This is a genomic window from uncultured Pluralibacter sp., assembly GCF_913775985.1.
Lineage (GTDB): Bacteria > Pseudomonadota > Gammaproteobacteria > Enterobacterales > Enterobacteriaceae > Pluralibacter.
The window spans coordinates 47,018-59,632 of record NZ_CAJYMB010000012.1; the positions used below are offsets into that span (position 1 = coordinate 47,018).

At 57.5% G+C, this 12,615-nt stretch carries 14 protein-coding genes; 7 read left to right on the forward strand and 7 right to left on the reverse strand.

Features of this window, described 5'->3' with window-relative positions:
- Nucleotides 1–2 precede the first annotated feature (2 nt).
- The 3 genes from ecnB to efp all read right to left on the reverse strand — a co-directional run bounded on the left by ecnB (nucleotide 3) and on the right by efp (nucleotide 1,009).
- Complete coding sequence (ecnB, locus tag QZ766_RS01655) at nucleotides 3–149, reverse strand: lipoprotein toxin entericidin B (RefSeq protein WP_297196555.1); 147 nt, start codon at nucleotides 147–149, stop codon at nucleotides 3–5.
- A gap of 106 nt (nucleotides 150–255) precedes the next feature.
- Nucleotides 256–387 carry an entericidin A/B family lipoprotein gene (locus QZ766_RS01660; RefSeq protein WP_297196557.1) on the reverse strand — a complete coding sequence of 44 codons (132 nt, stop codon included), beginning with the start codon at nucleotides 385–387 and terminating at the stop codon, nucleotides 256–258.
- A 55-nt stretch (nucleotides 388–442) separates the two neighbouring features.
- A complete protein-coding gene (gene efp / locus QZ766_RS01665; protein WP_297196559.1) occupies nucleotides 443–1,009 on the reverse strand; it encodes an elongation factor P in 567 nt (188 codons plus the stop codon).
- Between the two features lie 40 nt (nucleotides 1,010–1,049).
- Between efp and epmB the strand changes: the two genes are divergently transcribed.
- A complete protein-coding gene (gene epmB / locus QZ766_RS01670; protein WP_297196562.1) occupies nucleotides 1,050–2,078 on the forward strand; it encodes an EF-P beta-lysylation protein EpmB in 1,029 nt (342 codons plus the stop codon).
- A gap of 107 nt (nucleotides 2,079–2,185) precedes the next feature.
- Here epmB and QZ766_RS01675 read toward each other — a convergent pair whose 3' ends face one another.
- The 3 genes from QZ766_RS01675 to QZ766_RS01685 all read right to left on the reverse strand — a co-directional run bounded on the left by QZ766_RS01675 (nucleotide 2,186) and on the right by QZ766_RS01685 (nucleotide 4,655).
- Nucleotides 2,186–2,539: a DUF4156 domain-containing protein gene (locus QZ766_RS01675; RefSeq protein ID WP_297196564.1), complete on the reverse strand. Its 354-nt coding sequence runs from the start codon at nucleotides 2,537–2,539 to the stop codon at nucleotides 2,186–2,188.
- Nucleotides 2,540–2,671: 132 nt separating this feature from the next.
- Nucleotides 2,672–4,318: a chaperonin GroEL gene (gene groL / locus QZ766_RS01680; protein ID WP_297196566.1), complete on the reverse strand. Its 1,647-nt coding sequence runs from the start codon at nucleotides 4,316–4,318 to the stop codon at nucleotides 2,672–2,674.
- Nucleotides 4,319–4,361: 43 nt separating this feature from the next.
- A complete protein-coding gene (locus tag QZ766_RS01685) occupies nucleotides 4,362–4,655 on the reverse strand; it encodes a co-chaperone GroES (RefSeq protein WP_297196679.1) in 294 nt (97 codons plus the stop codon).
- Nucleotides 4,656–4,874: 219 nt separating this feature from the next.
- Between QZ766_RS01685 and yjeH the strand changes: the two genes are divergently transcribed.
- Nucleotides 4,875–6,110 carry an L-methionine/branched-chain amino acid transporter gene (gene yjeH / locus QZ766_RS01690; protein WP_297196568.1) on the forward strand — a complete coding sequence of 412 codons (1,236 nt, stop codon included), beginning with the start codon at nucleotides 4,875–4,877 and terminating at the stop codon, nucleotides 6,108–6,110.
- Between the two features lie 32 nt (nucleotides 6,111–6,142).
- On the opposite strand, the gene QZ766_RS01695 is transcribed toward yjeH, so the two are convergent.
- The gene (locus tag QZ766_RS01695; protein WP_297196570.1) at nucleotides 6,143–6,610 is read right to left on the reverse strand and encodes an FxsA family protein; all 468 of its coding nucleotides are present in this window, start codon (nucleotides 6,608–6,610) and stop codon (nucleotides 6,143–6,145) included.
- A gap of 334 nt (nucleotides 6,611–6,944) precedes the next feature.
- On the opposite strand from QZ766_RS01695, the gene aspA reads away from it, so the two are divergent.
- From aspA to QZ766_RS01720, 5 genes are all read left to right on the forward strand, one after another.
- On the forward strand, nucleotides 6,945–8,381 hold the full coding sequence (aspA, locus tag QZ766_RS01700) for an aspartate ammonia-lyase (protein WP_297196572.1): 1,437 nt from the start codon (nucleotides 6,945–6,947) through the stop codon (nucleotides 8,379–8,381).
- A 112-nt stretch (nucleotides 8,382–8,493) separates the two neighbouring features.
- The gene (locus tag QZ766_RS01705; protein WP_297196574.1) at nucleotides 8,494–9,795 is read left to right on the forward strand and encodes an anaerobic C4-dicarboxylate transporter; all 1,302 of its coding nucleotides are present in this window, start codon (nucleotides 8,494–8,496) and stop codon (nucleotides 9,793–9,795) included.
- A 105-nt stretch (nucleotides 9,796–9,900) separates the two neighbouring features.
- Nucleotides 9,901–10,224 (forward strand): divalent cation tolerance protein CutA, encoded by a 324-nt coding sequence (gene cutA / locus QZ766_RS01710; RefSeq protein WP_297196681.1) that lies wholly within the window; start codon nucleotides 9,901–9,903, stop codon nucleotides 10,222–10,224.
- The gene (locus tag QZ766_RS01715; RefSeq protein WP_297196576.1) at nucleotides 10,200–11,921 is read left to right on the forward strand and encodes a protein-disulfide reductase DsbD; all 1,722 of its coding nucleotides are present in this window, start codon (nucleotides 10,200–10,202) and stop codon (nucleotides 11,919–11,921) included. Before cutA ends, QZ766_RS01715 begins: the two co-directional genes overlap by 25 nt.
- Before the next feature lie 36 nt (nucleotides 11,922–11,957).
- Complete coding sequence (locus QZ766_RS01720) at nucleotides 11,958–12,533, forward strand: transcriptional regulator (RefSeq protein WP_297196578.1); 576 nt, start codon at nucleotides 11,958–11,960, stop codon at nucleotides 12,531–12,533.
- Nucleotides 12,534–12,615: the final 82 nt, after the last annotated feature.

Consider the following 12,615-nt stretch of genomic DNA (forward strand, 5'->3'; position numbering starts at 1 on the left):
TATTATTCCTGAGCCCGGGTTGCGGCACCGGAAATCGCGTTGCCGCCATCAGAGATATCCTGACCCACGCCGCGGGTGGTGTTACAACCGGTGAGTACGGTAGAGAGTACGAGTAAGGAAAAGAGCGCTGCAATGGATTTCTTAATCATGATTTCATCCTTTGATTACCAGACAGTTGATCTTGCCTGAATAAGCATAGACAAAATCCCCGCAAAAGAAGGGGAAAGAGACATTTTTCAGAGTGTTTTACGCGCCTTAGCTGGCGGCGTGCGAGATAGCGTGTCCGAGGCTCTGGACGTCCTGGCCCATACCGCGGAAGGTATTACAGCCGGTCAGCAGCGCCGCAGAGAGCAGCAGCAGGAAGAAGGTGGTAATTAGGCGTTTCATCGTTTCGTCCCTGTTAAAGTAGCGCAGTTGATGCTGCGCTACTCATCTGCATTAATTACTTAACGCGGGAAACGTATTCGCCAGAGCGGGTGTCAACTTTGATCACTTCGCCAATCTGCACGAACAGCGGAACCTTAACCACTGCGCCGGTGCTCAGGGTCGCCGGCTTGCCGCCAGTCCCGGCAGTGTCGCCTTTCAGGCCCGGATCGGTATCAACGATTTCCAGCTCAACGAAGTTCGGCGGAGTGACGGAGATCGGCTGGCCGTTCCACAGGGTCACGATGCACTCGGCCTGATCCAGCAGCCACTTTTCGTTATCGCCAACGGCTTTGGCATCTGCAGCCAGCTGCTCGAAGGTTTCGTTATTCATGAAGTGCCAGAACTCACCGTCGTTGTACAGGTAAGTCAGGTTCATATCCACAACGTCTGCGCCTTCGGCAGAGTCGGTAGATTTGAAGGTTTTCTCAACGCGGGAACCGGTCAGCAGGCGGCGCAGCTTAACGCGCGCGAACGCCTGGCCTTTGCCCGGTTTTACGAATTCGCTGGACTCGACCGCGTACGGTTCGCCGTCCATCATGATTTTAAGACCGGCACGAAAATCGTTGCTAGAATAAGTCGCCATAAGGCCCTCTAAATTTGTTAACTGGTAGCTAAGCCACAAAATGGCGCATATTATAACCCTAAACACCCCATCCAGAGAAGATTGGTTATCGCAACTTGGCGATGTAATCACCGATCCTGATGAACTCCTGCGTCTTTTAAACATAGACGCTGATGAAGATTTAATCGCCGGCGGCGACGCCAGGCGCCTTTTTGCCCTGCGGGTGCCGCGCGCCTTCGCTGCGCGAATGGAAAAAGGCAATCCGAACGACCCGCTTCTGCGCCAGGTGCTGACCTCGCAGCAGGAGTTTATCGCCGCGCCCGGGTTCAGCACCGATCCGCTGGAAGAGCAGCACAGCGTAGTGCCCGGGCTGCTGCACAAGTACCGCAACCGCGCGCTGCTGCTGGTTAAAGGCGGCTGCGCGGTCAACTGCCGCTACTGCTTCCGCCGCCATTTCCCCTATGCGGAAAATCAGGGCAACAAGCGCAACTGGCAGGCGGCGCTCGACTATATCGCTGAGCGTCCGGAACTGGACGAAATCATTTTCTCCGGCGGCGATCCGCTGATGGCAAAAGACAGCGAGCTCTCCTGGCTGATGGATGCCCTGGAAGCCATTCCCCACATCAAGCGCCTGCGCATTCACAGCCGCCTGCCGATTGTGATCCCGGCGCGCATCACCGAAGAACTGGCCGGGCGCTTCGCCCGCTCATCCCTGCAGCTGATTCTGGTTAACCACATCAACCACGCCCGGGAAATAGACGATGCGTTTCGCCGGGCGATGGCAATGCTCAAGCGGTCCGGCGTCACGCTGCTGAACCAGAGCGTGTTGCTGCGCGGCGTCAACGACAGCGCGCAGGCGCTGGCGGATCTGAGCAATGCCCTGTTTGACGCAGGCGTCATGCCCTACTACCTGCACGTGCTGGATAAGGTGCAGGGCGCGGCGCACTTTATGGTGAGCGATGACGAAGCCAGAAGTATTATGCGCGAGCTGCTGACGCTGGTTTCCGGCTATATGGTACCGAAGCTGGCGCGGGAAATTGGCGGCGAGCCGAGCAAGACGCCGCTGGATCTGCAGCTGAGACAGCAGTAAGCGCGGGAATATGTAGTGATGCTTCGGCCAGACGCGGCTGCGGCGAAAAGAGAGTGGTTGACCAACAGCGATGCCCCGCTGAATGTATCAGGGGGCACCCGCATAACTTAATTCTTACACTTGTAAACCTGGCCAACCATTTCGCTGTCGGTCGGCACAAAGCTTGAGAGCATGCTCTGAGTCGGGCTGCTCACGCCATAGATCACGTTGCCGCCCATTGCCGCGGCGTTGTTGCGCAGGGCATTGGCCGCGCTGCGCATTGAGCCGCCCTCTTCACCGCGCTGGCCGGAAAGCCAGTTATTCTGCGAACCCTTTGCCGTTCCCAGCAGCTGGCATTCACTGCCGGGTTTGTCTTCCACGAAGCGAACGCTTTGCCCGCCGGCGGTCAGTTCATTGCTGGAGCTGCAGCCGGCCAGCAGTAAAGCGGCACCGACGATCCCTGCACAGACTTGTACGCGCATGTTATTCCTCATTATCAATGGGCTGGACACAACCTGTCCGATTCAACGTTATACTAAAAAGATGACCAAAAGAAAAACCCCTGCGGCAGAATCTGCCACAGGGGTTTCTTTATATCGCGCGGGGAGCGTGAATTACATCATGCCGCCCATACCGCCCATGCCACCCATACCGCCAGCAGCACCTAAGTCAGGCGCGTCGGATTTCGGCAGGTCGGTAACCATGCACTCGGTGGTGATCATCAGGCCAGCCACGGAAGCCGCGTACTGCAGAGCAGAACGGGTTACTTTGGTTGGATCCAGGATACCCATGTCGATCATGTTGCCGTATTCTTCGGTCGCAGCGTTGTAGCCGTAGTTGCCGTCGCCCGCTTTCACGGTGTTAGCAACCACAGACGGCTCTTCGCCGCAGTTCAGGACGATCTGACGCAGCGGAGCTTCCATTGCGCGCAGCGCAACTTTGATACCCACGTTCTGGTCTTCGTTCTGGCCTTTCAGGTCAACAATTTTGCTCGCAACGCGGATCAGCGCAACGCCACCGCCGGCAACCACGCCTTCTTCAACCGCTGCGCGGGTAGCGTGCAGGGCATCTTCAACGCGGGCTTTCTTCTCTTTCATTTCAACTTCAGTTGCGGCACCGACTTTGATTACCGCTACGCCGCCTGCCAGTTTCGCTACGCGCTCCTGCAGTTTTTCACGATCGTAGTCAGAAGTTGCTTCTTCGATCTGCTGGCGAATCTGGGTTACGCGGCCCTGAATCGCAGACTCTTCGCCCACGCCATCGATGATGGTGGTGGTGTCTTTGTTGATAACAACGCGTTTTGCCTGGCCGAGATCTTCCAGAGTCGCTTTTTCCAGCTCCATACCGATCTCTTCAGAGATAACAGTACCGGCAGTCAGGGTTGCGATGTCCTGCAGCATAGCTTTACGACGGTCGCCGAAGCCCGGAGCTTTCACCGCAGCCACTTTCACGATGCCGCGCATGGTGTTAACCACCAGGGTCGCCAGCGCTTCGCCTTCGACGTCTTCAGCGATGATCAGCAGCGGCTTGCCTGCTTTAGCAACGGCTTCGAGAACCGGCAGCAGTTCGCGGATGTTGGAAACTTTTTTGTCAGCCAGCAGGATGAACGGGCTGTCCAGCTCGATTGCGCCAGTTTCCGGCTTGTTGATGAAGTACGGGGACAGGTAGCCGCGGTCAAACTGCATACCTTCAACCACGTCCAGCTCGTCCTGCAGACCGGTGCCGTCTTCAACGGTGATAACGCCTTCTTTACCGACTTTATCCATCGCTTCAGCGATCAGTTTACCCACTGTTTCGTCAGAGTTCGCGGAGATAGTACCTACCTGAGCGATAGCTTTGGAATCAGAGCACGGTACGGACAGCGCTTTCAGCTCTTCAACGGCAGCGGCGACAGCTTTGTCGATACCGCGTTTCAGATCCATCGGGTTCATGCCCGCAGCAACGGCTTTCAGGCCTTCGGTGATGATGGACTGTGCCAGTACGGTTGCGGTGGTGGTACCGTCGCCCGCAGCGTCATTCGCTTTAGAGGCCACTTCTTTAACCATCTGCGCGCCCATGTTTTCGAACTTGTCTTCCAGCTCGATTTCACGCGCAACGGATACGCCGTCTTTGGTGATGGTCGGTGCACCGAAGGATTTGTCCAGAACCACGTTGCGGCCTTTCGGGCCCAGGGTCACTTTAACTGCGTCTGCCAGTACGTTTACGCCGCGCAGCATTTTCACACGAGCGTCGTTACCGAATTTTACGTCTTTAGCTGCCATTTTCTTTTTCCCTTAAATTCGTATGTTCAGTGTCGTTCGCGGATTACGCTTCAACAATGGCCAGAATGTCGCTTTCGGACATGATCAGAACTTCTTCGTTGTCGATTTTCTCAGCTTTCACGCCGTAGCCGTCGTTAAAAATAACGATATCGCCCACTTTCACATCCAGCGGCTGTACGTTGCCGTTTTCCAGGATGCGGCCTTTACCGACAGCGATGATTTCGCCACGCGTTGATTTACCCGCTGCAGAACCGGTCAGAACGATGCCGCCAGCAGATTTAGATTCAACTTCTTTACGTTTGACGATCACACGATCATGTAACGGACGAATACTCATTGATAGCTCTCCTTTGAGAAAGTCTTTATCAGTCATGGGTGACGCCGGATCCTTCATGGTTTTCCGGCTAGTGACCAGAGAGATGGGGCCACGATTTTTCCCTTCAAGGGGCAGTTTGAAAAAAAATTTATAAATGGCACGTTATGGGTGAGTTTCGTGAACAAACCCCGGAAAAGCCCTTGTGTTATCATGCTTTTTTTTCATTTACGGGATGATCTGATGAGCGGTTTAAAACAGGAGCTGGGTCTGGCACAGGGCGTGGGGCTGCTGTCGACATCGCTGCTCGGAACCGGCGTTTTTGCTGTTCCGGCGCTGGCCGCCCTGGTGGCAGGAAACGACAGCCTGTGGGCGTGGCCGATACTCATTGCGCTGGTATTTCCCATCGCCATCGTCTTCGCCGCGCTGGGCCGCCACTATCCCAGCGCGGGCGGCGTGGCCCATTTTGTGTCGCTGGCGTTTGGGCCCCGGCTGGCAAAAGTGACCGGCTGGCTGTTTCTGTCCGCCATTCCGGTTGGCTTACCGGCCGCGCTGCATATTGCGGCAGGCTTCAGCCAGGCGCTGTTTGGCTGGCACGGCAGCCAGCTGCTGCTGGTCGAACTCGCGACCCTGGGCGCTATCTGGTATCTCGGCAGCCGCGGAGCCCGCACCAGCGCCAATTTGCAAATTCTGGTCGCGGTGCTGATTGTGGCGCTGGTCGCCGCGCTGTGGTGGGCCGGGAATATCACCCCTGCAGAAATTCCCTTCCCGCCCCCGGGCGAGGTAAGCGCGGCACCGCTGTTTGCCGCGCTGGCGGTGATGTTCTGGTGCTTTATCGGCCTGGAAGCTTTTGCACATATGGCCGCCGAGTTCAAGCAGCCCGAGCGGGATTTCCCCCGGGCGTTGCTGATTGGCCTGCTGCTGGCCGGGCTGGTGTACTGGGCCTGTACCGTGCTGGTGCTGCACTTTCACGCTTTCGGCACAGAGAAAGCAGCGTCGAGTTCACTGCCTGAAATGGTGGTTACGCTCTTTGGCGTGAAGGCGCTGTGGGCGGCAAGCGTCATCGGCTATCTCGCCTGCTTCGCCAGCCTGAATATCTATATTCAAAGCTTTGGCCGACTGGTATGGTCCCAGGCGCGGCCCGGCAGTCGCCTGGCAACACTTTCCGCCCGCCAGGTCCCCACCGCGGCGCTGAACGCCGTGCTGGGATGCTGCGTTATCTGCACGCTGGCAATCTCTCTGCTCAATATCAATCTTGACGTGCTGATTGTTTATGCCAACGGCATCTTCGTGGTGCTCTATCTGCTGTGCATGCTGGCGGGATGCCGGCTTCTGCGGGGGCGCTACCGGCTGCTGGCGGTTGTCGGCAGCCTGCTGTGCCTGCTGCTGCTGGCAACGATCGGCTGTAAAAGCCTGTATGCCGCAGCGGTGGTGCTCGCGCTGTGGGTGCTGCTGCCCCGGGACAGGGCTGCAAAATAGAAACAGGCCCGAAAGCCGGGCCTGCCAACGTTTTACTCTTTGCGATCGTCTTTGTATTCGATGCGATCGTCCTCTTTGCGCTGAAACTCGCCGTCAAACGTCTCACCACCGCCGGTACTGCCGCCAAAGCCCCCGCCCATGCGCCCGAAGCGCAGGTACGGCAGCAGCTTCAGCGTCAGGTGCTTCTGCACCGGCGGAAGCAGCAGCAGCAGGCCGAGGAAGTCGGTAAAGAAGCCGGGAATAATCAGCAGCAGACCGGCAATGATCAGCGATACGCTTTTGACCATCTCAACCGCCGGGCTTTCGCCCGCCTGCATTTTCTGCTGCATCAGCATCAGGTTTTTAAAGCCCCGGTTGCGCACCAGCGACATGCCGATAAACGACGTGGCGATGATCAGGAGCAAGGTCAACAGCACGCCCAGCGCGTGGGCGACCTGGACGAAAATGGAGATCTCAATATAAACGTAGAGAAAGAAGGCTATAAACGGTATCCAGCGCACTGGGTTCTCCTGTCTGGCAGCGGCCGCTCCTGGCGCACGCTGTAAAATTTGCGGGTGGCATTTGCTATAAGGTGGAGGCAAAATCAGCGTTTTCAATTGCGGCTTTCACGATTTAGCCCGCACATTTTGCGTGGTGACACGTTTCACATAATAACTATTCGGGAGTATATCCACGCCCAATAAGTGATCCAGATTACGGCAATTGACTACTATCAGCATATGATCGTGGGCATCGGGCCGATTAAGGAAATTATATTCGGTTAGAAAACGCGCAACGCCATACTCATACTGTCTGTATGGTGAATTCATTGGCAGCTACATAAAGAAGGTTCACATGTTAAACAACATTCGTATCGAAGAAGATTTGTTGGGCACCAGGGAAGTTCCAGCGGACGCGTACTACGGTGTCCACACTCTGAGAGCGATTGAGAACTTCTACATCAGCAACAATAAAATCAGCGACATCCCGGAATTTGTTCGCGGGATGGTGATGGTAAAAAAAGCCGCTGCGCTGGCGAACAAAGAGCTTCACACCATTCCAAAAGACGTTGCCTGCGCCATTGTCGCGGCCTGCGATGAAGTGTTGAATAACGGCAAATGCATGGACCAGTTCCCGGTGGACGTCTATCAGGGCGGCGCGGGCACCTCGGTCAACATGAACACCAACGAAGTGCTGGCCAACATTGGCCTTGAGCTGATGGGCCACCAGAAAGGCGAGTATCAGTTCCTCAACCCGAACGATCACGTCAATAAATGCCAGTCCACCAACGACGCCTATCCGACCGGCTTTCGTATCGCCGTTTATGCCTCGGTACTTAAGCTGATTGACGCCATCAACCAGCTGCGCGAAGGCTTCGAGCGCAAATCCGTCGAATTTAAAGACATCCTGAAGATGGGCCGCACCCAGCTTCAGGATGCCGTCCCAATGACGCTGGGCCAGGAGTTCCACGCCTTTAACGTCCTGCTGAACGAAGAAACCCGCAGCATCCTTCGCACCTCCGAGCTGCTGCTGGAAGTTAACCTCGGCGCCACCGCCATCGGCACGCGCCTGAATACGCCGGAAGGCTATCAGCAGCTGGCGGTACAGAAGCTGGCGGAAGTCTCCGGTCTGGCGGTTGTGCCGGCGGAAGACCTGATTGAAGCGACATCCGACTGCGGCGCCTACGTGATGGTACACAGCGCCCTCAAGCGTCTGGCCGTGAAGCTCTCCAAAATTTGTAACGACCTGCGCCTGCTCTCCTCCGGCCCGCGCGCCGGGCTGAACGAAATCAACCTGCCGGAACTGCAGGCGGGCTCGTCTATCATGCCGGCGAAAGTTAACCCGGTAGTGCCGGAAGTGGTTAACCAGGTGTGCTTTAAAGTCATCGGTAACGACACCACCGTCACAATGGCCTCAGAAGCGGGCCAGCTGCAGCTGAACGTGATGGAGCCGGTGATTGGCCAGGCGATGTTTGAATCCATCCATATTCTGACTAACGCCTGCTATAACCTGCTGGAGAAATGCATTAACGGCATTACGGCTAACAAAGCGGTGTGCGAAAGCTATGTGTACAACTCCATCGGTATCGTCACCTACCTGAACCCGTTCATTGGCCACCACAACGGCGATATCGTCGGCAAGATCTGCGCCGAAACCGGCAAGAGCGTGCGTGAGGTGGTGCTGGAGCGCGGCCTGCTCACCGAGAGCGAGCTGGACGACATTTTCTCTGCGGAGAACCTGATGCACCCGGCCTATAAAGCAAAACGCTACACCGATGAAAACGAACAGTAACAGCGGTTAACCGACATTAAGGCACGTCAGCAGTGACGTGCCTTTTTTAATTCTAAGGACATCAAATTCATAACCTTTATGTATCCAAATTCTAACAATTAAGGATAGCTGTATGATAGTCATTGAATTGCTCATCGTCCTCGCGGCGATATTCCTGGGTGCAAGGCTGGGCGGCATCGGCATCGGTTACGCCGGCGGTATCGGCGTGCTGGTGCTGGCGGCCATCGGCGTTAAGCCGGGGAATATCCCGTTTGACGTTATCTCGATCATCATGGCGGTCATCGCGGCGATCTCCGCGATGCAGGTCGCCGGCGGCCTCGACTACTTGGTCAACCAGACCGAGAAGCTGTTGCGTAAAAATCCGCGCTACATCACCATTCTTGCCCCTCTGGTAACCTACTTCCTGACCCTGTTTGCCGGTACCGGCAACATCTCGCTGGCAACCCTGCCGGTCATTGCTGAAGTGGCGAAAGAACAGGGCGTTAAGCCCTGCCGCCCGCTATCCACCGCGGTGGTTGCCGCGCAGATTGGCATTACTGCCTCGCCCATTTCCGCCGCCGTGGTCTATATGTCTTCGGTCATGGAAGGGCACGGCGTCAGCTATATTCACCTGCTGTCGGTGGTGATCCCCTCGACGCTGCTGGCTATCCTGCTGATGTCTTTCTTGGTCACCATGTTCTTCAATTCAAAACTCTCTGACGATCCGGTATACCGCAAGCGCCTTGAGGACGGGCTGATTGAGCTGCGCGGCGAGCGCGTGGTGACCATTAAACCGCGGGCTAAATTCTCGGTGCTGCTGTTCCTGGTTGGCGTGCTCGGCATCGTGGCGTACGCCATTATCAACAGCCCGAGCCTCGGTCTGGTGGCGAAGCCGCTGATGAACACCACCAGCGCAATTCTTATCATTATGCTCAGCGTGGCGACGCTGACCACGCTGCTGTGCCGGGTAGATACCGACAGCATCCTCAACTCCAGCACCTTCAAAGCGGGGATGAGCGCCTGTATCTGTATTCTTGGTGTTGCGTGGCTCGGCGATACCTTCGTTTCCGCCAACATCGACTGGATCAAAGAGACAGCGGGCAGCGTGATTCAGGGCCATCCGTGGCTGCTGGCGGTGATTTTTTTCTTCGCCTCCGCGCTGCTCTACTCCCAGGCGGCGACCGCCAAAGCGCTGATGCCGATGGCGCTGGCGCTGAACGTCTCTCCGCTCACTGCGGTGGCTTCGTTTGCCGCTGTTTCCGGCCTGTTTATCCTGCCGACCTACCCGACGCTGGTAGCTGCGGTACAGATGGATGACACCGGCACGACGCGCATCGGGCGCTTCGTCTTCAACCATCCGTTCTTTATTCCCGGCACTATGGCGGTAATTTTCTCCGTCTGCTTCGGCTTTGTGCTGGGCGGCCTGATCCTCTAAGTCAGCGCTGGTAAACCTCCTCCGGGCCGCTTTCGCGGCCCGTCTTATTCCTCGCCCCCGGACGCATCGTGGTATAGTGCTTTTTTCGCCGATACGAGGTTGATGATGACACTGCCCTCTGCTGTTGTTGTACTCTGTACCGCCCCGGATGAAGCTACCGCCCAGGATCTGGCGGCTAAAGTGCTGGCCGAAAAGCTGGCGGCCTGCGCCACGCTGCTGCCCGGCGCCACTTCCCTCTATTACTGGGAAGGCAAACTCGAGCAGGAGTATGAAGTGCAGATGCTGCTCAAGTCCGACGTGGAAAAGCAGCAGGCGCTGCTGGACTGCCTGAAATCTCATCACCCGTATCAAACCCCTGAACTGCTGGTTCTTCCCGTATCTCACGGAGACAACGACTACCTCTCATGGCTCAACGCATCATTACGCTGATCCTGCTGCTGTGCAGCTCATCAGCTTTCGCCGGACTCTTTGACGCGCCGGGCAGCGCGAAATTCACGCCTGCCGACCAGGCCTTTGCGTTCGATTTTCAGCAAAACGGCCGCGATCTTACACTTAACTGGCAGATTAAAGAGGGTTACTACCTCTACCGCAAACAGATTGAAGTCATTCCCGAGCGGGCGACGCTGGGGGCAATTACCCTGCCCAAAGGCGACTGGCACGAAGACGAGTTTTTTGGCAAAAGCGAAATCTACCGCCGCAGCCTCAGCGTGCCGGTTCCCGTGGCCCAGGCCGATAAAGACGCGACGCTGAGAGTCACTTATCAGGGCTGTGCCGAAGCGGGCTTCTGCTATCCCCCGGAAACCCGGGACGTGCCGCTGAAAGCGGTGGCGGGCGAACCGGTGCAACCGGAAGCGCCTGCCACATCCGTCACGCCTGCCGCCGCATCGCCAGACGCGCCGCCTGCCGACAACGCCGTGCTGCCCTTCTCTGCCCTGTGGGCGCTGCTGATCGGCATCGGTATCGCCTTCACGCCGTGCGTGCTGCCGATGTATCCGCTGATCGCCGGGATTGTGCTCGGCGGCCGCCGGCAGCTCTCTACCGGCCGCGCGCTGGGGCTGGCCTTTATTTACGTGCAGGGCATGGCGCTGACATATACCGCGCTGGGGCTGGTGGTCGCCGCTGCGGGCATGCAGTTTCAGGCGGCGCTGCAAAGCCCGTACGTGCTGATAACGCTCTCTGTAGTGTTTGTACTGCTGGCGCTGTCGATGTTCGGCGTGTTCACCCTGCAGCTGCCGTCATCGCTGCAGACGCGCCTGACCCTGATGAGCAACCGCCAGCAGGGCGGCTCCACAACCGGCGTGTTCGTGATGGGCGCCATTGCCGGCCTTATCTGCTCTCCGTGCACGACAGCCCCGCTCAGCGCGATCCTGCTGTATATCGCCCAGAGCGGCAACCTGTGGCTCGGCGGCGGCACGCTCTATCTATACGCCCTTGGTATGGGTCTGCCGCTGATGCTGGTTACCGTCTTCGGCAACCGCCTGCTGCCCCGCAGCGGACCGTGGATGGACAAGGTCAAAATCGCCTTCGGCTTTGTGATCCTCGCCCTGCCTGTGTTCCTGCTCGAACGGTTGACTGGAGAGACCTGGGGCCTGCGGCTGTGGTCGGCGCTGGGCGTTGCCTTCTTCGGCTGGGCATTTATCAGCAGCCTGAGCGCCACCCGGGGGTGGATGCGCCTGGGGCAGATCCTGCTGCTGGCCGCCGCGCTTATCAGCGTTCGTCCGCTGCAGGACTGGGCCTTTGGCAGCGCCGCACCGCAGCAGCAGGCGCACCTCAACTTTACGCGCATCGCCAGCGTGGACGACCTTAATCGGGCGCTGGCGCAGGCCAAAGGTAAACCGGTGATGCTCGACCTTTATGCCGACTGGTGCGTGGCGTGTAAAGAGTTTGAGAAATACACTTTTAGCGATCCGCAGGTGCAGAAAGCACTGCAGAACACCGTTCTGCTGCAGGCGGACGTCACCCGCAATAGCGCGACAGATAGCGCGCTGCTCCGGCATTTGCAGGTGCAGGGGCTGCCGACAATCGTCTTTTTCGGTCCCGACGGACAGCAGCAAACCGGAATGCGCGTTGCCGGATTTATGGATGCCGGTGCCTTTGCGGCGCATTTGCACAATCGCCCCCGGTAGGCGACACTTTGACAGAAATAAATGGAGGGTAATGTCGTGCAACGCGAAGATGTTCTGGAACAGGCGCTACAGCTGCTTGAAATAAAAGGGATCGCCGATACCACGCTGGAGATGGTTGCCGAGCGCGTTAACATACCGCGCAGCGATTTAGCCCGCTTCTGGCCCAACGAAGAGGCGCTGCTGTATGACGTACTGCGCTATCTGAGTGACAAAGTCGATATCTGGCGCCGCCAGCTCACCATGAACGACGATCTGAGCAAAGAGCAGAAGCTGCTGGCCCGCTACGGCGCGCTAACCGAGTGCGTGAGCAACAACCGCTATCCCGGCTGCCTGTTTATCGCCGCCTGCTCCCTGTATCCCGACGCCACGCATCCGATCCACCAGATCGCCGACCGGCAAAAGCAGGCCGCGTGGGAACACACTCACGATCTGCTGGCCGCACTAAAAATTGAAGATCCCGAGATGGTCGCCAGGCAGATGGAGCTGGTGCTGGAGGGCTGCCTGAGCCGCATGCTGGTGAAACGCAGCCAGCAGGACGTGGACACAGCCCGGCGTCTGGCGGAAGATATTCTGCGCTTCGCCCAGTGCCGCGCCGGCGGTGCGCTTACCTGATTGCCGACGTTGTGCGCAAACTGTCGAAAAGTCAGCCAGATGACACGATTTTGTGGAAATAAGGTTGACGGGTGCAGGGGAT